A 21,926-nucleotide genomic window follows, 5' to 3' on the forward strand; every position below is an offset into this window, starting at 1 on the left:
TGGATGCGGCGATCTCAAGCTAGAACAGAATTCCAGAACGTACCGCACGGCGCCAACCTCCCCACCAGCCGGGGGTGTTGACACCGCATGCCGCTGTGACGCGAGCCCCCGGAACGACGACGGGCCGGGGCGCCGCGACGGCTGCGGCCGGTACCGACCGCGCGGTCGCTGCCGCGGTGGTGCGCACGCCGATCAGCTCACGGACGCGCTCCAGCCGTCCCGGGTGGCGACGTACAGGGCTCCCTGGTGCAGATCGAGACTGCGGGCCGCGGTCGGCGTGCCCGCCTGGAGGAGCGGGCCGGCGCCCTTGAACGCGGCGGCACGGAGGCGGAAGGCGTCCGGCTCGACGCAGCCGACCGTGCGCAGCCGCCAGTGCCCCGGCGTCGTCGCCCCGGGGCGCGGCGGCAGGGCGAGTTGGAGCTGCGCGGAAGCCGGGCGTTCCAGCCGGTGGTCGGTGTGCGCCGCCGTCCAGGAGGCCATGACGAGCGCGGCCCGTGCGGGCGTACGGGACTCGGGCGAGCCGTCGGCGAGGGAGGGCGGCGTCCGGTCGGCGGTCCTCGGCGTCTCGATGAGGTCCGTTCGCCCTGCCCGCTCCCTGAGGACGTGGGCGCACCAGCGGGCGGCGCGCGGGCCGCCCTGGGCGGCCCACCCCCGGATCACGTCGCGGAAGGCCGCCTCGCGGGTGCGGGCGTCGGCCTGCGCGCCGGCGGCGAGGATCGCTTCGCCCGCCCCTGAGAAGGTCCGGCAGAGCGCGAGCACGGGGACGCGGTCCGCGTGCTCGGGGTAGCGCACGGACCGCAGCTCCCACATCGCGTCGCGAAGGAGCGTGGCGGCGGCGTGCGCGTCGGGTCCCAGGTCTCCGCCCGGCGGCTGAGGGGGCCGATCCGACGGGCCGGTGCGAGGAGGCGTGGCCGCGTCCGCGCGCCGCCCGGCGGCCGACAGGTGCCATGACCGGTCGTCCGGGTGGTACTCGCCCCCGGCCGCGCGGAGCCGCCCGCTGCCGCCCAGGGACACCTCGATCCCGCGCGATCCGGCGTCCAGAGCGGTTCCACCCGTGCCGGAGGGGACGAAGTCGGCTTGCGTGACGCCGTCCAGCCACATGTTCAACAGGGCGGGCGGCGCGGGCTCTTCGACGGCGAACCCCCGGTCGACGACCACCTGCAGGAAGGCGGTCAGCCGACTGCCGGCCCGCTCCACCCGGAGGTGGCGCACGGTCGCGGTCGTCAGGTCGTAGTCGGCGGCCAGCTCCTCCACGTTCTCCCGCGTGAGCCGGCCTTGCGGTGCCATGACGTGCCCGCGGAAGTCCCGGCCCGGCGCGTGCCGTTCGGCCGGTGGCGGTAGGAGCGCCTCGACGTCGTACCCGGCGACGGCGGCCTGCTCGGCCATCCATGCGCGTCGCCGCTCGCCGAGACCGGCCATCCACTCCAGTACGGCCGCCGCCCGGCGCTCGCGTTCCCCGGCGCTCGGCGCGCTCGCGGCCCGGAACAGCGGGAACAGGTTGTTGTCCCACACATCCGCCGCGACGCGAATCGCTTCCCGGTCGAACAGGCGGACGTCCGCCGCGGCCTCCGCCATCCGCTCCACCGAACGGTCCAGCAGCGCCGCCAGCACGGTCATGGCGGACGCGGAACGCCCGGGCGAGCGCGGCGCCTCGGACGCGGGAGAAGGAGGAGTGGTCATGCCGCGATGCTCCCAGACGGCGTCACCGCCCGGCCCGCGCTCCCCGCCCCGGGACCCGTTGGCGTCCGCGACCTAGTGGCCCTGCGGGGCGGCCTCGGCGGCGGCGTACGAGGAGGCGAAGGTGAAGGCGCGCGGGGAGGGCCCGTGCTCCCGCAGGTCGGCCAGCCGCTCCAGGGCCTCGTGGACGGTCGGGACGTGTCCGGCGGGCACCCACCAGAGCACCAGGTGCGCCGTGACGTGCCGCGCGAACCAGTCGCGGCGCCGCCGCATCACCTCCAGGTGCCCGCTGCGGTAGGTGAAGTCCCACAGCGCCTCCTGGGACTCCCACACGGAGAGGTTGACGATGACGTTCTCGCCCGCGGGGCGCAGCCCGGTGGCGTCGTCCGTCCCGTCCTCCACCAGTCGCCACACGAAGCCGGGCGCACGGTCGGCGGCGGCGTTGACCGGGTCGAGCATCTCGACGAACGGCGCGATGCGCGGGTCGTCGAGGGGGTGGAGGAGGGTGGCCACGTTGAGTTGGGCGAGGTGGACGGCGGGCGCGGCGGACAGGGGTGCGGTCATGGCCCCATCCCAGCACGCCCCGCTTTTCTATGTCAATCTTGATTGTTTTTAGAAGCCTCGATCACCACGCAGCACTCCCCCGGCCGGGCGTCCATGCGCGCGCGGACGGGGCCGTCGGCGCCGATCAGCCCTTCGAGGAGCGCGAGGTTCATGCCGCAGACGAGCGGCGGAAAGCGTTCGGCGAGGGCGTGGAAGGGGCAGTTGCGCATACGGATGACGGCCTCGGCCTCGCCGGCTCCCTCGTCGGCCGGTTCGGCGGCTTCGAGGTGCGGTTCGTAGCCCCGCTCGGCCAGCACCGCCATGGCTTCCGCAAGCCCCACGCAGGGCCCGTCCGAGCCGCGCAGGGCCTCGCCCCGGCGGCGCGCGGCCGCGTTGAGCCCGACGTCGAGGCCGGCCTGTTCGGCGGCCTCGGCGAGCAGTTCGGCGGCGGTGCGGTAGTCGCGGCCGGGCAGCGACACCGACCGCTCGCCCCGCGCCCGCGTGTACACCTTGGCGGGGCGGCCGGCCCCCGGCCCCGAACGCCCCGAGAGGCGGCGGCTGCCGCTCTCCAGCAGCCCGGCCTCGGTCAGCCGGTCCAGATGGTGCGCGGCGAGCGTCCGCCCCACCCCGACCCCCTCGGCGGCCTCGTTGCGGCCCACCTCGCGGCCCTGCGCGACCACGTACTCGTAGAGGCGGCGGCGCACCGGGTCCTGCAGCACCACGATCGCATCGATGTCCTTCATCCAGGCATTCTAGTGACAACGCGGATAGGACATAGAAAGCCGGGAGGGTGGCGGTAGCCTGCTGCCGGGTTTCCCAGACCTCCGTGACCGGCGGAGGGACCCACAGCCGGGGGGCACAGCGTGCGCGTGCGCAGATTCGTCGTTCCCGTCCTCGCCCTGGTGGCGATCACGACGGGGTGTTCCTCGTCCGACGACGGGGGCAACGGGCAGCGGTTGACCGAACTGCGGAAGCTGTACTGCCAGGAGCTGGGCAGATGGCAGGACGCGTCCCGCGCCGAGGGCGCGAAGACGCCGGACAGCCCGGCGTACAGGAAGATCGGCCCGGCCGCCGAGAGCGTCTTCACCGCGGCACGCGCCCTCCGGGACGAGCACGTCACGGGAGGCCGCACCTTGCCCGAGGCGACCTCGCTGGCGGTCAAGCAGGGTGACTCCGAGTCCGAGGTCCACGTCACGGCGTACTGCGGCGATGCCGGTTTCGAGACGCTGGTCGGCTGACCGCGCCCGGCGTCCGGGTCCCGGGCTCGGGGTACGGTTCCGGCCGCGGAGGCTTCGGCGTGCCCGGCGGGAAGGGGTTCGTCGGGGGCGCGGGGCGGGGCTTCGACGGATCCAGCGGATCACCGGGGCCCGTCGGATCGTCCGGTTTCGGCGGGGTCGGCCGGGTCGGGGGCCCCGTCCGTGCGGCGTTCTCCATGGTCACACCAGCTCACGGGATCAGCTTCTCCAGCCGTCGGCGGGCGGCTCTCAGGGAGCGGCCGCGGGGCAGCTCCCGCTTCCAGGGGTCGTCGTCCTCCAGGCGGGCGTCGAAGCCCGTCAGCGTCCAGCGCCGCGGCGTGAGGTCGGGGGCGTCGAGTTCGCTCCAGCTCAGCGGGGTGGCGACCGGGGCGCCGGGACGGGCGCGGACGGCATAGGGCGTGACGGCGGTCTGGCCGTAGCCGTTGCGCTGGACGTCGAGGTAGAGCCGTCCCTTGCGGGCCTGCTTGCGCACCGCGGTGGTGAGCTGCTCCGGGTGCCGGGCGGCGAGGAGTTCGGCCACGTCGCCGGCGAACGCCCGTACCTCGTCGAAGGCGGTGCGGCGATCGAGCGGAACCACGACGTGCAGTCCGCGCGAGCCGGTGGTCATCAGGGCCGCCGGCAGGTCGAGCTCGTCGAGCAGCTCGCGCATGTGGGCGGCGGCCCGCCTCACCGGTTCGAAGTCGTCGCCGGGAGGATCGAGGTCGAAGACCAGGCGGTCGGGGTGGTCGGGCCGGTCCGCCTTGGACAGCCAGCGGTGCGGGGTGATGCACGCCTGATCGACCAGGTAGAGCAGCGAGGCCAGGTCGTCGCAGACCGGGTACGTGACGGTGCCGTCCTGCTTGGGCAGCTCCGCGCGGTGGATCCAGTCCGGGAAGTGGTCGGGGGTGTCCTTCTGCAGGAAACGCCCGGCGCCGATGCCGTCGGGGTAGCGCTCCAGCATCAAGGGGCGTCCGCGCAGGTGCGGCAGGATGCGCGGGCCGACCCGGCGGTAGTGGTCGGCGAGGTCGGCCTTGGTGATGCCGTCGTCGGGGAAGAGCTCCTTGCCCGCCCGCTTGATCTCGACGGTCCGGCCGCTCACGCGGATGTCGGTGGTGGTCATGGCGTGCCTCGCTCGCGGATGACGTCGGTGGGCCGCTCGTCGCCGCGCGGGCCCTGGTCCTGCCCCAGCCGGTCCGGGCGTCCGCGCGGCCCGCGCCGTCCGGCCGTGTCGGAGCCGGTGCCGCCCTCACCCGCGTACCGGCGCCGCTCGCCCCGGCGGTGGCCGACGGGCGGCGCGCCGCATCCGACCCGGATGCCGGTGGCCGGGGTCGTCGGCCCCTTCGGCCCGCCACCGTCACGGCGGATCGCGACGACACGGACGCCGTCGCGCGCGGACAGCATCCCGCCGGCGACGGTCCGGCGGTCGCCGGGCACGGCGGGCATCGGCCGCCGCGCACCCACGCCGGTGTCCGCGCTGCGCGGCCGTGCGCGCTCGGCCCCGGAGAGCCGGTCCGTCAGACTCATGCGGCCTCAGCCTCTCCCTCGTTCGTCTCCTCCTCCTCGGCGACCTTCTTCAGCGTCCGCCCGGTGCGCGCCGAGCGCGCCCGCCGGGGGTCGGGCGTACCGCCGCCTGCGCCGCGGCCGCGTCCGACCAGCAGCCACGCCTCCCGCTCCCCGTCGGCCCCCTGGCGGAACCGGGTGAGCGCCCAGTCGCCGTGCAGTTTGCGCCCCGCGAGGCGGAAGGAGGCGTGGCCGGCGTCGAGCGCCTCGGCGAAGGGGATCTCGTGGCCGCGTCTGTCGGTGCTGCGGTTCTCGTACCGGCCCTCGTCCCAGATGATCACCGTGCCGCCGCCGTACTCACCGGGTGCGATCGTCCCCTCGAAGTCGCGGTACTCCAGGGGGTGGTCCTCGGTGGGCATCGCCAGCCGCTTGTCGTGGGGATCGCCCGAGGGCCCCTTCGGCACCGACCAGGACATGAGCACCCCGTCCACCTCCAGGCGGAAGTCGAAGTGCATCGTGGTGGCGTCGTGGATCTGGACCACGAACACGGGCTCGCGCCCCTTCTCCCGGCCGCCCTCCCCCTCGGGTTCGCGCGTCCTGCGGAAGTCCCGCTTCCGCCGGTACTCCGTCAGCGTCTCGTCCGGTCCGGCCATCGCCATTCCTCCTCTCCAGCCCCCGCGACTACCCCGCGGATCCGGTGCCGACACGCCGGGTGTGACGGCCCCGATGCGGGGCGGCCGGGTGCCGACACGCCGGGTGTGACGGCCCCGATGCGGGGCAGCCGCCCCGAGAGAAGGCGAGGTGCGCGGGCCATGACCGGCGACACGATGACCTCCAGGCTGTTGTCCGAGTACGGCCGGACCTACGCACAGCAGGCGGGCATCACCCTGCGCGACACGCCCTCCCCGCTGTACCGGCTCCTCGTGCTCACGGTGCTCTGCTCGATCCGGATCAGCGCCGACACGGCCGTCGCGGCCGCCCGGGAGCTGTCCCGGGCGGGATTCCGGACGCCCCGGTCGATGGCCCGCTCCGGCTGGCAGGACCGCGTGGACGCCCTCGGCCGGGCCCACTACGTGCGGTACGACGAGAGCACCGCCACGGCCCTCGGCGACGGGGCGCGGCTCGTGCTCGAACGCTGGCACGGCGACCTCCGCCGGATGCGCGACGAGGCCGACGGCGACGCGGGCGCCCTGCGGGAGCTGCTCCAGGAGGTTCCGCGGATCGGCCCGGTCGGCGCGGACATCTTCTGCCGCGAGGCGCAGGCGGTCTGGCCGTGGCTGCGCCCGTACTTCGACGAGCGGGCGTGCGCGGTGGCGCGGGACCTCGGCCTGCCGCACACGCCGCGCGGTCTGGGGCGCCGGGTGCCCCCGGAGGACCACGCGAGGCTCGCCGCCGCGCTCGTCCGCGTCGGCCTCTCCAAGGACGCGGCACGGGAGCTGCAGGCCGCGTGACCCGTCGCCCCGACGGATCCTCTACGCCTCCCGCTCCCGGCGCGTCCCCGGGGAGGTCCGTGCGGCGTCCTCGTTCCGCAGGCGACGCCAGTCGCGCGGGGTGACGCCGTACGCGGCACGGAAGCGGCGGCCGAAGTGGCTGGGGCTGGAGAATCCGCAGCGGGCCGCGACCGCGGCGACGGGCAGTCCGGCGTGGCGCGGGGAGGCCAGCAGGCGGCAGGCCGACTCCAGCCTCTCGGTGATGACCCATTGTTCGAGCCGGATGCCGGCCCGCCCGAGGACCGCGTACAACTGGCGCCGGGAGATGGCGTGTTCGTGCGCGATGCGGTCGGGGGTGAGGTCGGGGTCGGTCAGGTGGCGGCGCACGTAGGCCATGATCCGGTGGGTGAGGGAATCGTCCATCGCGGCCCGGACGCGCCGGTCGTCCTCGCCGTGCGCCGCCGAGGTCAGCAGCGCCCGGACGAGTTCCGTGGTGGCGTTGCCGACGGCCGCCGCCCCGGGATCCGCCTCCAGGCGGCCGGGGTCCCGCCAGAGGGCGCGCAGGTGGGCCAGGAGCAGATCGTGCACGGGGCTGTCCCGCAGCCGTACGGAGGCGCGGACGACCGTGTCCACGGGCACTCCGAGGTGCTCCATGTCGACGGTGAGGGCCTGCGAGGCGCCTTCGCCGGACCAGCCGTAGCGGCGGGGCGTGAGCTCGTGGAAGACGGCGATGTCGTCCGGGCCGAGGAGGTAGCGTTCGCCGGCGTTCTCGGCGCGGTGGACGCCCCGGGTCTGGAGGGAGACCGAGACCACCGGGCGGTCGCGGTGCCACCGCACGTGCCGGGCCGTCCGCCGCACCTCGAATCCCGTACTCCGCATCTCGAACAGGTCCAGCGGCCCCACCCGGTACGCCTCGAACCGGGCGCGGATCCCGTCTTCCGATGCCTCGTGGACGACGTCGTTCGGCACCGACGTGTCGTTCAGGGCGTGGTGGAAGGCACCGGCCCGGTCCTCCGGCGCGAAGGCGTCCAGGTCCATCAGCAGCACGAGGTCCCCTCTTCTCCGAGCTCGTCGGATGCCCGCGGGCCTTCATTCTCCGGCAGGCGGCGGCCCCCGCAGGCGCGAACCGTGCACACAGGGGCAAGATCCCTGCACCCAGGAGCGACCCGGCCCGCGGGAACGCGCATAGCTTTCGGAACCGCCCCGCAGTGCGCGTGCGGGGTCGGCCCGGCGGACCCCCGCCGCCGTGCCGGACCGTCCCGAGCGAGAGGCGCCGGATCATGACCGACCGGATCCCGTCCACCCCCGCCAGCCCCGCCACCCCCGTCAGCCCTGCCACCCCCGTCACCCCCATCACCCCGGTCCTGGAACCGGCCGCGGCCGACTTCGCCCAGGCCACGGCCACGCCGCCGTTCCTCTTCCAGCTCCCCCCGGCCGAGGGCCGCAAGGCCGTCGACGAGGTCCAGTCCGGCCCGGTCGACCTGCCCGCCGTCGACGAGGAGTGGGTGACCGTGCCGGGCGGACCCACGGGCGAGGTCCGGGCCCGGATCGTGCGACCGGCGGGCGCCACGGGCCTGCTGCCGGTCCTCCTCTACCTCCACGGCGCGGGCTGGGTGTTCGGCAACGCCCACACCCACGACCGGCTGGTCCGCGAACTCGCCGTCGGTACGGGTGCGGCCGTCGTCTTCCCCGAGTACGCCCTCTCCCCCGAGCACCGCTACCCGGTGGCCGTCGAACAGAACTGGACCGCCGCCCGCTGGATCGTCACCGACGGCGCCGCCCACGGCCTGGACGCCTCCCGGATCGCCGTCGCGGGCGACTCCGTCGGCGGCAACATGAGCGCCGCGCTCACCCTGATGGCCAAGGAACGCGGCGGCCTCGACCTGCGCCACCAGGTGCTCTTCTACCCGGTCACCGACGCGTCCTTCGACACCGGCTCCTACCGGCAGTTCGCCGAGGGGTACTTCCTGCGCCGCGACGGCATGCGGTGGTTCTGGGACCAGTACACGACCGACGAGACCGCGCGCGCCCAGATCACCGCCTCCCCGCTGCGGGCCACCACCGAACAGCTCACCGGTCTGCCGCCCGCGCTCGTCGTCACCGCGGAGGCCGACGTCCTGCGCGACGAGGGCGAGGCGTACGCGAACAAGCTGCGCGCCGCCGGCGTGCCGGTGACGGCGGTCCGCTACCAGGGCGTCATCCACGACTTCGTGATGCTCAACGCCCTGCGCGGAACCCACGCGGCACAGTCGGCGATCGAACTCGCCATCAGCACGCTCCGGCGGGCCCTGGCCGACGCCTGACCGGGCGGCGACCGTCCGTCCGGCGGCGCACGGCGCTTCGCGTCGCCGCCTGGTGCCCCCCCTACCCGCCCCTCCCCCGAAACCCTCGCCGTCCACCCGACAAGGAGCGCCCCGTGACCTCCTCCTCCCACGCCCGCGATCTCGCGCAGATCGAACGGGCCAACGCCACCGACCGGATCCCGGTCGTCTTCATCCACGGCCTGTGGCTGCTCCCCACCAGCTGGGACCGCTGGGCCACCGTCTTCGAGGAGGCCGGGTTCGCCCCGGTCCTGCCCGGCTGGCCCGACGACCCGGACACGGTCGAGGAGGCCAACGCCCACCCGGAGGTGTTCGCCGGCAAGAGCGTGGGGCAGGTGGCCGACCACTTCTGCGACCTCATCGGCAGGCTGGACCGCAGGCCCGCCGTGATCGGTCACTCCTTCGGCGGCCTGATCACCCAGATCGTCGCCGGACGCGGCCTGTCCCAGGCGTCCGTCGCCATCGACCCCGCCCCGTTCCGCGGCGTACTGCCCCTGCCCCTCTCGTCCCTGCGGGCGGCGAGCGCGGTCCTGGGCAACCCGGCCAACCACCACCGGGCCGTCCCCCTGACGTTCGACCAGTTCCGGTACTCCTTCGCCAACGCCGTGAGCGAGGAGGAGGCCCGCGAGCTGTACGCGACCTTCGCCGTGCCGGCCTCGGGCGAGCCGCTGTTCCAGGCCGCGGCGGCCAACATCAACCCGTGGACCGAGGTCAAGGTGGACACCACCGCCGCCGGCCGCGGGCCGCTCCTCGTCATCTCGGGCGAGAAGGACCACACGGTCCCCTGGGCCATCGCCAACGCCTCCTACAAGAAGCAGGCGCGCAACGAGCACGCCGTCACCGAGATCACCGAGATCCCCGGCCGCGGGCACGCCCTGACGATCGACCACGGCTGGCGCGAGGTCGCCGACACCGCCCTCACGTTCGTCCGCCGCTTCGCCGACCCGGCGGCGTAGCTGCGGACGAACGCCCGGCGGGGTGGCGGCGGCGGACACACCCCCGCCGTCACCACTCGGCGACGAGCGGCGCGTCCGGCTCGTGTCGCCGCCAGGCTTCCGTGAGCCGCGTCAGGCGGGCGGGCGCCGCGATGCCCCGTACGGTCGCGATCCGGCCGTGGGCGAGGTCGAACGTGACCGAGCCGGTGACCCGGTCGTCGACGACGAACAGGATGGCGGGGCCGCCGTTGACCACCGCGTAGTGGATCGCGGGCGTGCCGCCGGCCAGCCGCCGCTTCGCGGGGGTCGGGGTGAAGCCGGCGCGCGCGATGGTGGCGATCCGCTCCGAGGTGTCGTACCGCAGCAGCTTCGCGGCCAGACCGGCGCCGTCGGAGATCGCGGTCGCGTCGTCGGTGAGCAGCGCCACCAGCCGCTCGGTGCGTCCGGAGGAGGCGGCGGCGAGGAACTCCTCGACGATCTTGCGGGCCGACGCCGGGTCGACCTCGTCGGTGTCGCGGCGGCGCTCGGCGGTGACGCGCCGCCGGGCGCGGTGGAGGTGCTGCTGGCTGGCCGACTCGGTGACGTCGAGGATCCCGGCGATCTCGGCGTGGCTGTACGAGAACGCCTCGCGCAGGACGTAGACGGCGCGTTCGAGCGGCGAGAGGCGTTCCATGAGGGTGAGCACCGCCAGGGAGACCGACTCGCGCTGGGCGAAGGTGTCGGCGGGGCCGAGCATGGGGTCGCCGTCGAGGAGCGGTTCGGGCAGCCAGGCGCCGGCGGTGCGTTCGCGGCGGGCGTGGGCCGAACGGAGCCGGTCCAGGCACAGGTTGGTGACGACCTTGGTCAGCCATGCCTCCGGCACCTTGATCAGCTGCCGGTCGGCGGCCTGCCAGTGCAGGAAGGCGTCCTGGACCGCGTCCTCGGCGTCGGTGGCGGAGCCGAGCAGACGGTAGGCCAGGGAGGCCAGCCGGTTGCGGCTGGCCTCGAACCGGCTGGTGTCGAAGCCGTCGACAGGGATGTGGGCCACGTGGATCACTCTAGGCTGCCCGGGCCGTCACACAACGGCCTTCTCCGCGGCGGCCGGTGACGCGACCGCCATTGCCACCCGGTGGCTGCGCCGGGGGAGGCCGAACGTCGGGTGCGAGGTGGCCCACAGCGACATCCGGACGATGCCGGCCTTGACCCGCGCGGCCTTCCGCCCGCCCACGTACGAGTTCTTGGCCAGCCCCTCGCCGTCGACCAACTGCAGGATCCCGTCCTGCCGCCCGAGGCTGATGTGGTTGGCCACGTAGGCCAGCTTGGCGTGGGCGACCTTGCCGCCGCTCAGCCCTCCCACGATCGCCTTCACGGCCTGCATGCCGGTCGCGCCGGCGGTCGCGCAGGACATCGGCAGCGGCAGGCCGTTGTCGCCGAGGGCGTACACGCTGTCGCCGACGGCGTAGACGTCGGGGTGCGAGACCGACCTCATGGTGCGGTCGACGACGATCTGGCCGTGCTCGGTGACCTGCAGCCCGGCGGCGGCCGCGAGGGGGCCGACCGCGAACCCGGCCGTCCACACCGTCGCGTCGGCCGCCAGGACGGTGCCGTCCGCGCACCGCACCCGAGCCGCCTCGACGGCCTCGACCTCGGTGTGCTCCCTGACCGTGATGCGCAGCCGGTCGCACGCCCGCCGCAGGTGGTCGCGCGCTCCGGCGGAGAGCCGGGCGCCCAGCTCGCCGCGGGCGATCAGCGTCACGGACAGGGCGGGGCGGGACTCGGCGATCTCGGTGGCGGTCTCGATCCCCGTCAGCCCGTCACCGACGACGACCACGTTCCCCTCCCCGCCCCGTGCCTCGAGCGTCTCCAGCCGCGCGCGCAGCCGCAGCGCGGACGGACGTCCGCTGACGTCGAAGGCGTGCTCGGCGACACCCGGCACTCCGTGGACGGCGAAGTGGCTGCCGAGGGCGTAGACCAGCGTGTCGTAGTCGAGTTCGCCGCCTCCGTCGGCGTCGGCGACGGTGACGGCCCGGCGCTCGGGGTCGATGCCGGTGACGCGGCCGAGGCGCAGCCGCACCTGCGTGCCCGCGAAGACATCGGTGAGCTGCGGGGCGTCGATCTCCTGTCCGGCGGCCAGCTGGTGCAGCCGGAGCCGCTGGACGAAGTCCGGCTCGGCGTTGACGACGGTGATCTCGGCGTCCTGCGGGGACAGCCGGCGGGCCAGGGTCCCGGCGACGTGAGAACCGGCGTAACCGGCGCCGAGGACGACGATGCGGTGCTTCATGAGGGTCACTCCTGTCGGTTGATTCGTTCCCGACGGTTGAGCGGGACAGCACCCCGATCCCTGACAGAACTCGGATGTGATACAGGTCACACTCGCCGAGCGTCGATCCCCGGCCCCCGCCGGCCGGAACTGCAAGAATGATCATTCCCTGCGAGGTTCGAGCCGCCGACGGGATCCAGGATGAGCGCACAGCCCCCACGCCCCACCCCGCCGAGCACGGCGTTCCTCGCCTCCCGCGCCCTCATCCGCGAGCAACAGCTCACCCCCGCCGAGCGAGCCGCGCGCGACAGCGTCGCGCCGCCCAGGATCCGCGGCGAGGCCCCCGCCGAGCGGATCGCCCCGTTCGGCCCCGTGCTGGAGGCAGCGGGCTGGAAGGTCGAGACGACCGTCCACCCGCTCCGCGCCCGTCTGGAGGCGTTCCACTCCTCCGGAGCCGTCGTCATGATCACGTCGGACGTCCGGAGCTCCAAGCGCGGCGGGGTCCGCGCGTACTTCCTCCGCCGGCCGGGAGTCGGCTGGTGGCGGCGCCTGCGCACCGCCGACCTCCCCTACTTCGCCGAACACGCCGACCTGCCCCCGGGCACCCCCGAGCAACCCCTGGTCGGCACCAGCAAATGCCGCTGCGGCAAGGTCCAGCACCCGACGGCCGCACGCGCGGCGGCGGCCCTGGAGGACGTGACCACCGTCCGAGCCGCCCAGCCGGACACCCGGCCCCCCGAGACCCGCTCCTACCGCTGCGAAGCCGACGACCGCGTCTGGCACCTCACCAGCAAGCCCACCGGCTACACCCACCCCACCCCCCTCGCCGACGCATTCCCCCACCCCCGCCCCGACCGCCCCAAGGAACCCGCCCCGGCCGAGCCGCGGCCGGACCAGGGCCCACCCGACCGAGCGTGAGGCTCCGGACCGACCTGATCGCCTGCGACCTTCCACGGCCGCCTGCTTCCGGGGCCGCCTTCGGCCTTCCGTGGCCGCCCTCGACCTTCCACGGCCGCCCTCGGTTTTCCGGGGCCCGACCGCCGCACGGAACCCCAGGGCCCTGCGAAGATCACACCATGCCCACCTCGTTCCGCATCGACCGCGTCTTCGGCGACCGCCCCTTCGCAGAAGTCGGCGAGCCCGTCCTCACCGTCGACGACGAGAGCCGTGGCCTGATGGCCGTGGCAGGCAGGCACCTGCCGGTCGCCGGGGTGCCGGACTTCGGCTTCGTCGCGCCGGTCGGCGTCTACGGCACCGACGATCTGGCCTGCAGGGCCCTTCTCCGTGCCCGCCATCCCGTGCATGCCATGGCGTTCCATCCGACCCTGCCCCTCCTCACCGTGGGTTCCGGCGCCTACGACGGCGGCTACTTCTTCGAGGGAGAGCTGCTCCTCCTGGACCTGGAGACGGGGAGGACCACCTCACTCATCGAGCACCCGCTGGGCCGTCAGGTCCTGGGCCTGGAATGGCTCGACGAGCACGAACTGCGCGTGCTGATGGCGCCGTACGACGACTGGCAGGACGAGGCCGCCAGGCGCGAGGGCCACCTCGCGGTGATACGTCGGCCCGACTGGACGGCCGTACCGCCCCGGTCGATCGGCGCGGGCGACCTGGCCGGACCACGCGTGACCGCTCCGCGCGAAGACCGCCGGGAGGAGGCCCGCCGGACGCTCTCCGGCCTGAGCGCCGCCTGGAACCCGCGACGCAACGTGCGCGCGGTCGAGGAGCTTTCCGACGGCAGGATCGTGGCGACGCTCGACGGCGTCCGGTTGGAGTGCTGGCTGCCCTCGGGACGGCGGCAGTGGGCCGTCCCGGACCGCGACGGCGACGGCGACGGCGACGGCGACGGCGGGCGTGACATCGTCGTCGCCCCCGACGAGCGAACCGCCTGGGTCGGTCTGCACGGGCCTCCGTCCCAGGATCGGGCCCGTCCCGTGGTCCGGCTCGCGCTGCACGACGGGGCACAGCTCGACCACCTCGCCCCCTCCACCGCGGCGTCCCTCGTACGGAGTGCCGACGGCCTGCCCGCCCTCGCGCCGGCCGGGGCGAACGGTGAGCGGAGCAGGTTGCGCATCCGGCGCGGCAGCCGGATCTACTTCCGGGAGACCGCCGAAGGGAAGAGCCGGCGGCGGGACGGGCGTCGCGAAGTCCGGCTGGTGGCAGTGGACCTCGGGGCCGTACCGGATGCCGGACGTCCGCGTGAGCCGGAACGGTCGGACACCCGCCACGTGTCCCCCTACTCCTGGGAGCCGGGTGAGACGCACTTCGCCGGACCCGGCGTGGAGACCGCCGACGGCGACCTGATCCACGCCGGGACCGTCCACGACGGCCGCGGACTGCAGCCGGGCGGTTCCTTCGTCGTCCGGCGCACGGTGGGCGGTGAACGGCCCGCCTGGGACTTCAGGACCGACCGGAAGGCCACGGACCTCGACCTCGACCTCGACCACGGCACCGGCACCGGCACCGGCACCGTCTACGTCACGTACGACGACGGCGAGATCGTGGCGCTCGATCCGCAGGACGGCAGCGTCCGCCGCCGTCGGCACCTGACCGTCGCCGGAGTGCCTGTCGTCGCCAGCGCCCTCACCGTCGCCGGACCCGGCCGGCTGCTCCTCGGCACCACCGACGGTCGCGTCCTGGTCTGCACCACCCCCGCTCCCCTCCCCTCTCCTCCCGCTCACCCTTCCCCCGCATATCAAACTGATGATCGAAATCAGGAACGGATGTGACTATGATCGTCCGCAGCAAGGCCGTAGCGCAGAGGTCGTCGCGCCCACGCATCGAGCTGGAGGACGTCGGTTCGAATCCGACCGGTCTTGCGCCTTCTTGATGTCGACGCGGACGCCGGCCCCCGGCGGAGGACCGGTGGAGTGGTGATGAACCAGCCGACAACGCCCGTACGCTGCCCCGCGATCGAGCACCCCGACCTACCGCTCGCCGACCCCGCGCTGCTCGCACCCCTGGTGGCCCGGCTCGCCGACGCACGGCCCGTCGACGCCGACGAGGCGTTCCCGCTCGGCACGTTGCGCGCCGACGGCCGGGTGGACCTGTGCAAGCAGGGGCTCGGTCCCGACGGAGCGGCGCACCTGCTGCCGGCGGCCGCCGGCTCCCCGCACGCCGCGCACCTGCTGCTCGGCACCAACTCCCTCGGCGACGAAGGCGCCCGGTCCGTCGCCGACGTCCTGACCGCCGCACAGGACACCGGCACGGCCCACGGCCTCCGCACCCTGTACCTCGGCTGCAACCGCATCGGCCCGGACGGCGTGACCGCCCTCGCCGACGCGCTCGCCGAGGACACCACCGTGCGCGCCCTGTGGCTCAAGCGGAACCCGGTCACGGCGACCGGCGCCCGCACCCTCGCCGGGCTGCTGCGCCGCAACAGCACGCTGCGCACCCTCGACCTCGTCAACTCCGGGATCGGACCGGAGGGCGTACGGCTCCTCCTCGACGCCCTCCTGGACCGCGCGGCCCCGCTCGAACGGCTCTTCCTCGGGGGCAACGGCCTGACGGCCGCCGACGCCCCGCTGCTCGCCGCCCTCCTGCGCGACGCCGGCGTCCGCGAGCTCTACCTGCCGGCCAACCACCTCGGCGACGAGGGCACCGCCGTGCTGGCCGCCGCCACCGACCCGGCCCGGCCCGTACGACTCGGCCTGGGCGGCAACGGCATCGGCCCCGACGGCGCCCGCGCCCTCGCCGACGCCCTCGGCGGCATCGAGATCCTCGACCTCGGCCGGGCCATGTCCGAACGCAGCCTCGGCTCACCGGCCAACACCACCGGCGACGACGGCGCCCGCGCGCTGGCCGCCGCCCTGCCCGGAAGCCCGCTGCGCCGCCTCGAACTGCGCCACACCGGCATCACCGGCCGCGGCGCCAAGAGCCTCCTCGCCTCACTCCCCGCAGGGCACCGCCTCGAATACGTGGGCCTCGGCCCGGGCACGCCCCGCCGCCTCAAGCGGTCCTTCGCCGAACGGCTGCGGCCCGCCCGGCCGACCCACCCCGACCTGCGGGCGATCGGGAGCCTGTACCGATGACGACACGCCCGGTCCTGCCCGGCGGCCTCTCCCCCGAGGACCTCTCCTCCTGGGCCCGCGTCCGCCGCTACGCCGTACCCCGCTGGATGATCGAACGCGCCACGGAGGCCCGCGAGTCCGGCGACTGGCGCGCGGCCTGCGCCGCGGCCGCCGTCGACGTGCCCGACGACCTCGACCCCGAGCGGATCGCCGACCGGTACGGCGCCGAGGTCGCCGCCCAGGTCGCCGACGACCTGCGGCACCTCGCGCCCGACCTGCTGCGCTGGCACCTTCCGCGCACCCTCGGCGGCCACACCACCCTCGCCCCCTACCGCCGCGTCGTCCTCGCCGCGTACGGCAGCCCGGGCCCCGTCCTGTCGCTGACCAACACCCCGATGGTGGCCGGACCGCAGCGCCTCCGCCTGCACTTCGGCCCCTCCGCCGAGGGCGACACGCTCCACGGACTGCGGTACGTCACGGAGGACTGGACCGCCGCCCGCCGCTTCTGGGACGCCCGCCGCACCGGCGAGCTGCGCTGGAGCGCCGGCGCCGTGGACGCCGTCGCCCTCGGAGGCCCGACCGGCGGCACGGCCGAAGGCCTCTCCGACGGCACCGTCGGCTCACGCGTCGCCGGTCCCCCCGCCCGCCTGCCGTTCCTGCACCTCGACGGTACGCCCCTCACTCCCGAGGAGCTGCCGGACGAGGCCCCCGGCAGCGGCGCCGGCCCGGCCGCCCTCGCGGAATGGATCGCGGTCCTCCAGGCCCGCGGCGAGCACACCGAGGCGTACGCCGCCTCCGGACTCGGCCTCGACCTCACTCCCCCGCCCCGGGGCCCGCGTTCCTACCGGCAGCTCGACGTCGCCGGGCTCACCTCGTTCATCGCCCCGGACCTCACCCGCCTGGCGCACGAGACCCGTCTCCTCGCCCGCGCCGGCCGCGGGTCGCGCCACCGCCTCGACCTGGAGTGGCGCGGTCACCTGCGGGTCGAGCTGGACCCGTCCGACCCCGACGGCGCCCCGCCGCGCGTCTCCGGCCACGACCGCGGCCAGGAGGCCGGGATCCCGCGCCTCCCCTCGTACGTCTGGCAGCGGCTGCCCGACATCGGCCTGCTGCGGGCCGGCCGGATCCGGCCCGAGGAACTGCACCCGCTGGTCGTCGCCGCCCTGTTCCCGCACCTGGGACCCGCGTCCGGCCCGCCCGCCCCGCGTACGCCGGAGCCCGTCAGGGTCCGCTGCGGCGGGATCTGGCACGAGGTCGTCCAGCGCGACGGCGTCCTGGCGGGCCCGCACACCGAACAGGAACGGCAGCGCGAACTGGCGCTGCGCGCCTTCGGCGGCACCATCAGTGGCTGCTTCGCCGCGCAGGCGGCGTGGACCAGCGGCCAGGGACGGCTGCCGCGCGCGCTGCGGGAGCAGCGGAACGCGCTGTTCCTGCACGCCCAGCACGGTGACACGCCCGCCGTACTGGCGCTGCTCGACGCCGGTACGGACCCCTACGTCCGCGACCTCAAGGGACGCGGTCTGCTGCACGTCCTCCACCTGCTCGACCACCGGCAGCTGCTGCCGCGGCTGCTGGCCGCCGGACTGGACCTGGAGGCGAAGGACAAGGCGGACCGCACCCCGCTCCAGAGCGCCGTCCACGAGGGCGGTTCCGTCGACCTGGTCAGGGAGCTGCTGGCCGCCGGCGCCAGGATCGACGTCACCGACGAGATGGAGCTGTCCCTCGCCCAGGCGATCCGCCGCTACGAGCGGACCGACCTCATGTTCCTCCGCCGCCGCGTGCTGCGGGAGCATCCGGGCCTCGGCTCCGACTGGTTCGACGCCCACATGGACGAGCGGTCCTCCTCCAAGGTCGACTGGAACGCGGAGGAGGACCCGGCGGACGACAAGGAGATCCACCCATGACCGCATCCACCTCCGCATCCACCTCCGCGTCCACGTCCCCGCCGACGTCCCCGCCGGTGTCCGCTCTCGCGGCCGCCGACGCCCTCAACGCCCGCCTGAGCGTCACCCGAACCGAACCGGCCGACAACCCCCAACTGGAGGCTTTGGCCCTGGCGGTGACGGCCAATCAGCCCGTCCTCCTCTGGGGTGAGCCCGGCATCGGCAAGTCCGCCGGCATGGAGCAGCTCGCCGCCGCGCTCGGCGTGCACCTGGAGACGGTCGTCGCCAGCGTCCACGAACCGTCCGACTTCGCCGGCCTGCCGATCGTCGGCGACGACCCGGCCGCCTCGGGCGTGCCCATGGCGCCGCCGGACTGGGCCGTCCGGCTCGCCCGTACGGGGCACGGCCTGCTGTTCTTCGACGAGCTGTCCTCGGCGCCGCCGGCCGTGCAGGCCGCGCTGCTGCGGGTGGTGCTCGAACGCCGGGTCGGCAGCCTGGCGCTCCCCGCGTCGGTACGGATCGTCGCCGCCGCCAACCCGCCCTCCAGCGCCGCCGACGGCTGGCACCTGAGCCCGCCCCTCGCCAACCGCTTCGTCCACCTCGACTGGACGCACGACCCGCGCACGGTGGCCCGCGGCATGGCCGGCACCTGGCCCGAGACCGCCCTGCCGACGGTGGAACCGGGCCGGGTGTCCGGAGCGGTCGCCCGCGCCCGGGGCGTCATCAGCGGCTTCCTGACCGCCCGCCCCGGCCTGGCGCACCACCTGCCGAAGGAGGCCGAGGGCCGAGGCCGCGCCTGGCCCTCACCGCGTACCTGGGAGATGGCGCTGCGCCTCCTCGCCACCGGGTACGCGTCGGGCGCCGGGCGCGAGGCACGTGCCACGGCCCTGATGGGCGCCGTCGGCGAGGCGGCCGGCATCGAGCTCCTCGCCTACCTGGAGAACCTCGACCTGCCCGACCCGGACCGGGTGCTCGCCGACCCGTCGGCCTTCGCGCTGCCCGAACGCGGCGACCGCCAGCTGGCGTTCCTCATCGCCGTGGTCGCCGCCGTACAGAGCGAGCCGACCCGTCCGCGCTGGGAGGCGGGCTGGGAGGTCCTCGCCAAGGCCGTGGACGCCGGAGTGCCCGACGTGGCGGCGCGGGCGGCCCGCGACCTCGCCGCGATGCGCGAGCCCGACTGGCCCATCCCGCCCGGCATCGACGCCTTCCTCGAACTGCTCCAGCTCGCCGGCGCCCTCCCGGGCGCGCGCTGACCGGCCGCCACGCCATGACCCCGCACCCCGCACCGGCCGACGGCTCCGCCCGACTCGACCGCGCCAAGCTGCTGGCCGCGCGCTACAAGGCGGCGGAGGCGCGCCCGTACCTCGCCTCCGCCCTGTACGCCCTGACCGTCGTCCCGTCGGAGCAGGTGCGCACGATGGCGGTGGACCGGTACTGGCGCTGCTACGTCGCGCCCGCCTTCGTCGACGCGACCGGCGTCGAGGAGCTGGCCGGCGTGTGGATCCACGAGGCGGCCCACCTCCTGCGCGACCATCACGGCCGCGCCGACCAGCTGCCCGCCGCCGACCAGCGCGACCGGCTGCGCGTCAACATCGCCCAGGACTGCGAGATCAACGACGACCTCGTCGCCGACGGACTGCGGCTGCCCCCGGGACGCATGGAGCCGCGCCTGTTCGACCTGCCGACGGGCCGACTCTTCGAGGAGTACCTGCGCGACATCCCGCCCTCCTGCCCCCACGAGCTGGACTGCGGCTCCGGGGCGCACGGCGTCCCCGCGCCGTGGGACCTGGGCGAGCAGGGCTCCGCCGGCACCACCGGCCTGGGCCCGGTGGAAGCCGAGGCCCTGCGCCGCCAGACCGCCCAGGCCATCCGCGCCCACGTACGCTCCCGGGGCACGATCGCCGCGGGCTGGCAGCGCTGGGCGGAGGAGGTCCTGGAGCCCACCGTCGACTGGCGCAAGGCCCTCACCGGCGCGGTCCGCGAGGCGGCGGCCTGGGCGGGCGGCGCGGTCGACTACACCTACCGCCGCCCCTCACGCCGCACCCCGGCCCTCGGCGGCCGCGTGGTCCTGCCCACCCTCCGCCGCCCGCTGCCCCGCGTCGCCATCGTGGTCGACACCTCCGGCTCCATGACCGAGGACGACCTGGCAGCCGCCCTCGCCGAGGTCTCCGGCGTACTCCGCGAAGTAGGCGTCGGCGGCAACCGCGTCACCGTCCTCGCCTGCGACGCGGACGTCCACGCCGTCGCCCGGGTGACCACCGTGGACCAGGTCGAACTGGCGGGCGGCGGCGGCACGGACATGACCGTCGGCATCCGTACGGCCCTGGCCGCCCCCGACCCGCCGAACATCATCGTGGTCCTCACCGACGGCTACACCCCCTGGCCCCCGGAACCCCTCACCGCCCGCCTGATCGCCGCCCTCATAGGCCCGAACGCCCCCGAGCCCCCACCCTGGGCGGAAACGATCAGAATCCCCCCACGCCCCTGACATCCCCCACGGAGGCGAACACCGCCCGACTGAAGGCGGCCGGCGGCACGTACCCGTGCGCCTCGACATAGTGGGCGATCAACTCGGGCGCCGCATAAGCGACCTCCCCACCCCTCACCCACACCTCGGCACTCCCCACCGCCACCCCGTCCCGCCGCCCGAACATCCGCGAGCGACAGAACGGGCAAGGGTGAAGCCCACGTGTCTGCCGAGCCCGATGCGTCACGGCCATCCCCCGCAACACCAAAGCCAGCCCCTCAGGAGCCACCCCCCGGCGAAACCCCCGCCCCCACCCGAGCCACCCCACATTCACCACCGAAACCCCAGGCCATCGCCCAGCGACCTCCCCCACCGCCTGCTCCCCGCCATACCTGTAAGGCGTCAAGTCCGCGTAGTACGTCACCCACTCTCCCTACCACCCACGAACGAGCTCATCAACGCCGGGCCTACCTGGTCGGGCGACGTCTGGAGCAGGTCATCGCCTGGTGGCACCGGTACGCACCAGAGGCCCCGTCCGGCCCGCTGGACGTGTGACTGATCGACAGCGAGGCAGGAGCCACGCACATCACGACCGGTTCGGACTGGTGCTTGATCGTGGAGGCGCGGGCTTGGCCTGCTGGGCAGACAAGGGCTATCAGGTCGCCGCTGGGACGGTCCGAGTACCCTTCCGCGGCAGGTGGGAGCGGCTTCCGACAGGTCAGCGAACCGTCCATCTGTCCCATGCGCGTATCCGTGCAGTGGACGAGCAGGCCATAGCCGCCCTGAAGCAGTGGCGCCTGCTGCGGAAGCTCCGGTGCAGCACGACCCATAGTACCGCCACAGTGAAGGCCGTCCTGGTCCTCCACCTCGCTACTTCGGATTGAGCTCAGCCAGCGGCATTCACCAGAGCGGTCAGTTCGGCCTTGGTGGTCCCGACCGGAACGCGCACGTCGAAGGTGTACCCCTCATCGCAGAACACCAGGTCAAGGTGCATGGGTGTCAGCCCGCGGAAGGCCGTCGCCAACCAGATCGCATCCTCCTCCCACGCATCCACGTACAGACAGGTGCCGTCTTCATGGAGATAAGCCTCACCCGGGCCGTTCTCCGACTCGAACTCCCAGATAAGACTGCGTACTGCACTACGGGCCGACGAATCGATCTCGACTTCAGCCCACCGAGCACGGATCGCCTCCGTCAGCGCACCTCGATCGATGTGCCATCCGCCAGCATCCCCCTCGACCAGCACTATGAACTTCATGAGCAGGATCTATATCAGACGCCCATGACAATGGCGCTGGCCGGCGGTTGCCCCGCCGGCTCCGGCCACTGGGTCCCGCAGAACGCAGAAAAGCCCCGCACCAGAAGGTGCGGGGCTTTCCCACAATGATTGTTCGGCGGCGTCCTACTCTCCCACAGGGTCCCCCCTGCAGTACCATCGGCGCTGAAAGGCTTAGCTTCCGGGTTCGGAATGTAACCGGGCGTTTCCCTAACGCTATGACCACCGAAACACTATGAAGTTGAACTCAAGCCGGAACTTGGCGAGTTCGTTACTTCAGAACTAACACAGTGGACGCGAGCAACTGAGGACAAGCCCTCGGCCTATTAGTACCGGTCAGCTCCACCCATTACTGGGCTTCCACATCCGGCCTATCAACCCAGTCGTCTACTGGGAGCCTTACCCTCTCA

20 protein-coding genes, 2 rRNA genes and 2 pseudogenes are annotated in these 21,926 nt (G+C 74.1%); 12 read left to right on the forward strand and 12 right to left on the reverse strand.

Annotation, left to right across the window (positions count from 1 at the left end):
- Positions 1–192: 192 nt before the first annotated feature.
- The 3 genes from ACFW1I_RS07185 to ACFW1I_RS07195 form a co-directional block, all read right to left on the reverse strand.
- A complete protein-coding gene (locus ACFW1I_RS07185; RefSeq protein WP_384666869.1) occupies positions 193–1,680 on the reverse strand; it encodes a hypothetical protein in 1,488 nt (495 codons plus the stop codon).
- A 72-nt stretch (positions 1,681–1,752) separates the two neighbouring features.
- On the reverse strand, positions 1,753–2,241 hold the full coding sequence (locus tag ACFW1I_RS07190) for a DUF3291 domain-containing protein (protein WP_384666872.1): 489 nt from the start codon (positions 2,239–2,241) through the stop codon (positions 1,753–1,755).
- Between the two features lie 32 nt (positions 2,242–2,273).
- Positions 2,274–2,963, reverse strand: coding sequence for a helix-turn-helix transcriptional regulator (locus ACFW1I_RS07195; RefSeq protein ID WP_384666874.1), 690 nt, complete (start codon positions 2,961–2,963; stop codon positions 2,274–2,276).
- A 120-nt stretch (positions 2,964–3,083) separates the two neighbouring features.
- On the opposite strand from ACFW1I_RS07195, the gene ACFW1I_RS07200 reads away from it, so the two are divergent.
- Positions 3,084–3,458: a hypothetical protein gene (locus ACFW1I_RS07200; protein ID WP_384666876.1), complete on the forward strand. Its 375-nt coding sequence runs from the start codon at positions 3,084–3,086 to the stop codon at positions 3,456–3,458.
- A 208-nt stretch (positions 3,459–3,666) separates the two neighbouring features.
- Here the strand turns inward: ACFW1I_RS07200 and ligD are convergent, their stop codons facing one another.
- Genes ligD through ACFW1I_RS07215 form a run of 3 tightly spaced genes read right to left on the reverse strand, consistent with a single transcriptional unit; the run spans position 3,667 to position 5,608 of the window.
- Complete coding sequence (gene ligD, locus ACFW1I_RS07205) at positions 3,667–4,575, reverse strand: non-homologous end-joining DNA ligase (protein WP_384666879.1); 909 nt, start codon at positions 4,573–4,575, stop codon at positions 3,667–3,669.
- Entirely contained in the window at positions 4,572–4,979 is a 408-nt protein-coding gene (locus ACFW1I_RS07210; RefSeq protein ID WP_384666882.1) for a hypothetical protein, read from the reverse strand. Before ACFW1I_RS07210 ends, ligD begins: the two co-directional genes overlap by 4 nt.
- Complete coding sequence (locus ACFW1I_RS07215) at positions 4,976–5,608, reverse strand: DNA polymerase ligase N-terminal domain-containing protein (protein ID WP_384666884.1); 633 nt, start codon at positions 5,606–5,608, stop codon at positions 4,976–4,978. The genes ACFW1I_RS07210 and ACFW1I_RS07215 overlap by 4 nt, the downstream gene beginning before the upstream one ends.
- A 159-nt stretch (positions 5,609–5,767) precedes the next feature.
- Here ACFW1I_RS07215 and ACFW1I_RS07220 point away from each other — a divergent pair, with 159 nt between their 5' ends.
- On the forward strand, positions 5,768–6,406 hold the full coding sequence (locus tag ACFW1I_RS07220; protein ID WP_384666886.1) for an endonuclease: 639 nt from the start codon (positions 5,768–5,770) through the stop codon (positions 6,404–6,406).
- A 21-nt stretch (positions 6,407–6,427) separates the two neighbouring features.
- Here ACFW1I_RS07220 and ACFW1I_RS07225 read toward each other — a convergent pair whose 3' ends face one another.
- A complete protein-coding gene (locus ACFW1I_RS07225; protein ID WP_384666918.1) occupies positions 6,428–7,423 on the reverse strand; it encodes a helix-turn-helix domain-containing protein in 996 nt (331 codons plus the stop codon).
- Positions 7,424–7,665: 242 nt separating this feature from the next.
- On the opposite strand from ACFW1I_RS07225, the gene ACFW1I_RS07230 reads away from it, so the two are divergent.
- On the forward strand, positions 7,666–8,688 hold the full coding sequence (locus tag ACFW1I_RS07230; protein WP_384666887.1) for an alpha/beta hydrolase: 1,023 nt from the start codon (positions 7,666–7,668) through the stop codon (positions 8,686–8,688).
- A 113-nt stretch (positions 8,689–8,801) separates the two neighbouring features.
- Positions 8,802–9,662, forward strand: coding sequence for an alpha/beta hydrolase (locus ACFW1I_RS07235; RefSeq protein WP_384666889.1), 861 nt, complete (start codon positions 8,802–8,804; stop codon positions 9,660–9,662).
- A gap of 49 nt (positions 9,663–9,711) precedes the next feature.
- On the opposite strand, the gene ACFW1I_RS07240 is transcribed toward ACFW1I_RS07235, so the two are convergent.
- Positions 9,712–10,668: a sigma-70 family RNA polymerase sigma factor gene (locus ACFW1I_RS07240; RefSeq protein ID WP_384666891.1), complete on the reverse strand. Its 957-nt coding sequence runs from the start codon at positions 10,666–10,668 to the stop codon at positions 9,712–9,714.
- Between the two features lie 27 nt (positions 10,669–10,695).
- On the reverse strand, positions 10,696–11,901 hold the full coding sequence (locus ACFW1I_RS07245; protein ID WP_384666894.1) for an NAD(P)/FAD-dependent oxidoreductase: 1,206 nt from the start codon (positions 11,899–11,901) through the stop codon (positions 10,696–10,698).
- Positions 11,902–12,081: 180 nt separating this feature from the next.
- On the opposite strand from ACFW1I_RS07245, the gene ACFW1I_RS07250 reads away from it, so the two are divergent.
- The 8 genes and pseudogenes from ACFW1I_RS07250 to ACFW1I_RS07285 all read left to right on the forward strand — a co-directional run.
- Positions 12,082–12,798, forward strand: coding sequence for a hypothetical protein (locus ACFW1I_RS07250; protein ID WP_384666897.1), 717 nt, complete (start codon positions 12,082–12,084; stop codon positions 12,796–12,798).
- Between the two features lie 158 nt (positions 12,799–12,956).
- Positions 12,957–14,609 (forward strand): hypothetical protein, encoded by a 1,653-nt coding sequence (locus ACFW1I_RS07255; RefSeq protein WP_384666899.1) that lies wholly within the window; start codon positions 12,957–12,959, stop codon positions 14,607–14,609.
- 17 nt (positions 14,610–14,626) lie between these two features.
- Positions 14,627–14,699 (forward strand): annotated as a pseudogene (locus ACFW1I_RS07260).
- 57 nt (positions 14,700–14,756) lie between these two features.
- Complete coding sequence (locus ACFW1I_RS07265) at positions 14,757–15,911, forward strand: gala protein (RefSeq protein ID WP_384666902.1); 1,155 nt, start codon at positions 14,757–14,759, stop codon at positions 15,909–15,911.
- Positions 15,908–17,794: an ankyrin repeat domain-containing protein gene (locus ACFW1I_RS07270; RefSeq protein ID WP_384666904.1), complete on the forward strand. Its 1,887-nt coding sequence runs from the start codon at positions 15,908–15,910 to the stop codon at positions 17,792–17,794. The genes ACFW1I_RS07265 and ACFW1I_RS07270 overlap by 4 nt, the downstream gene beginning before the upstream one ends.
- Positions 17,791–19,026: an AAA family ATPase gene (locus ACFW1I_RS07275; protein WP_384666906.1), complete on the forward strand. Its 1,236-nt coding sequence runs from the start codon at positions 17,791–17,793 to the stop codon at positions 19,024–19,026. Before ACFW1I_RS07270 ends, ACFW1I_RS07275 begins: the two co-directional genes overlap by 4 nt.
- 14 nt (positions 19,027–19,040) lie before the next feature.
- Positions 19,041–20,261 carry a VWA-like domain-containing protein gene (locus ACFW1I_RS07280; RefSeq protein WP_384666909.1) on the forward strand — a complete coding sequence of 407 codons (1,221 nt, stop codon included), beginning with the start codon at positions 19,041–19,043 and terminating at the stop codon, positions 20,259–20,261.
- 524 nt (positions 20,262–20,785) lie between these two features.
- Positions 20,786–21,124, forward strand: a pseudogene (locus tag ACFW1I_RS07285) (transposase family protein); the annotation flags it as partial.
- Between the two features lie 2 nt (positions 21,125–21,126).
- Here ACFW1I_RS07285 and ACFW1I_RS07290 read toward each other — a convergent pair.
- The 3 genes from ACFW1I_RS07290 to ACFW1I_RS07300 all read right to left on the reverse strand — a co-directional run.
- Positions 21,127–21,498: a hypothetical protein gene (locus ACFW1I_RS07290; protein WP_384666911.1), complete on the reverse strand. Its 372-nt coding sequence runs from the start codon at positions 21,496–21,498 to the stop codon at positions 21,127–21,129.
- A gap of 131 nt (positions 21,499–21,629) precedes the next feature.
- Positions 21,630–21,746 (reverse strand): 5S ribosomal RNA (gene rrf / locus ACFW1I_RS07295).
- Positions 21,747–21,822: 76 nt separating this feature from the next.
- A 23S ribosomal RNA gene (locus ACFW1I_RS07300) occupies positions 21,823–21,926 on the reverse strand; the annotation flags it as partial.

The organism is Streptomyces sp. NPDC058955, assembly GCF_042741435.1.
In the GTDB taxonomy this organism is placed as follows: domain Bacteria; phylum Actinomycetota; class Actinomycetes; order Streptomycetales; family Streptomycetaceae; genus Streptomyces.

What these genes read in the sequence shown, in the direction of transcription:
- ACFW1I_RS07185 (WP_384666869.1), bottom strand. Translation starts at nt 1,680, where the DNA reads ATGACCACTCCTCCTTCTCCCGCGTCCGAGGCGCCGCGCTCGCCCGGG.
- ACFW1I_RS07190 (WP_384666872.1), bottom strand. Translation starts at nt 2,241, where the DNA reads ATGACCGCACCCCTGTCCGCCGCGCCCGCCGTCCACCTCGCCCAACTC.
- ACFW1I_RS07195 (WP_384666874.1), bottom strand. Translation starts at nt 2,963, where the DNA reads ATGAAGGACATCGATGCGATCGTGGTGCTGCAGGACCCGGTGCGCCGC.
- ligD (WP_384666879.1), bottom strand. Translation starts at nt 4,575, where the DNA reads ATGACCACCACCGACATCCGCGTGAGCGGCCGGACCGTCGAGATCAAG.
- ACFW1I_RS07210 (WP_384666882.1), bottom strand. Translation starts at nt 4,979, where the DNA reads ATGAGTCTGACGGACCGGCTCTCCGGGGCCGAGCGCGCACGGCCGCGC.
- ACFW1I_RS07215 (WP_384666884.1), bottom strand. Translation starts at nt 5,608, where the DNA reads ATGGCCGGACCGGACGAGACGCTGACGGAGTACCGGCGGAAGCGGGAC.
- ACFW1I_RS07220 (WP_384666886.1), top strand. Translation starts at nt 5,768, where the DNA reads ATGACCGGCGACACGATGACCTCCAGGCTGTTGTCCGAGTACGGCCGG.
- ACFW1I_RS07225 (WP_384666918.1), bottom strand. Translation starts at nt 7,423, where the DNA reads ATGGACCTGGACGCCTTCGCGCCGGAGGACCGGGCCGGTGCCTTCCAC.
- ACFW1I_RS07230 (WP_384666887.1), top strand. Translation starts at nt 7,666, where the DNA reads ATGACCGACCGGATCCCGTCCACCCCCGCCAGCCCCGCCACCCCCGTC.
- ACFW1I_RS07245 (WP_384666894.1), bottom strand. Translation starts at nt 11,901, where the DNA reads ATGAAGCACCGCATCGTCGTCCTCGGCGCCGGTTACGCCGGTTCTCAC.
- ACFW1I_RS07250 (WP_384666897.1), top strand. Translation starts at nt 12,082, where the DNA reads ATGAGCGCACAGCCCCCACGCCCCACCCCGCCGAGCACGGCGTTCCTC.
- ACFW1I_RS07255 (WP_384666899.1), top strand. Translation starts at nt 12,957, where the DNA reads ATGCCCACCTCGTTCCGCATCGACCGCGTCTTCGGCGACCGCCCCTTC.
- ACFW1I_RS07265 (WP_384666902.1), top strand. Translation starts at nt 14,757, where the DNA reads ATGAACCAGCCGACAACGCCCGTACGCTGCCCCGCGATCGAGCACCCC.
- ACFW1I_RS07270 (WP_384666904.1), top strand. Translation starts at nt 15,908, where the DNA reads ATGACGACACGCCCGGTCCTGCCCGGCGGCCTCTCCCCCGAGGACCTC.
- ACFW1I_RS07275 (WP_384666906.1), top strand. Translation starts at nt 17,791, where the DNA reads ATGACCGCATCCACCTCCGCATCCACCTCCGCGTCCACGTCCCCGCCG.
- ACFW1I_RS07280 (WP_384666909.1), top strand. Translation starts at nt 19,041, where the DNA reads ATGACCCCGCACCCCGCACCGGCCGACGGCTCCGCCCGACTCGACCGC.
- ACFW1I_RS07290 (WP_384666911.1), bottom strand. Translation starts at nt 21,498, where the DNA reads ATGAAGTTCATAGTGCTGGTCGAGGGGGATGCTGGCGGATGGCACATC.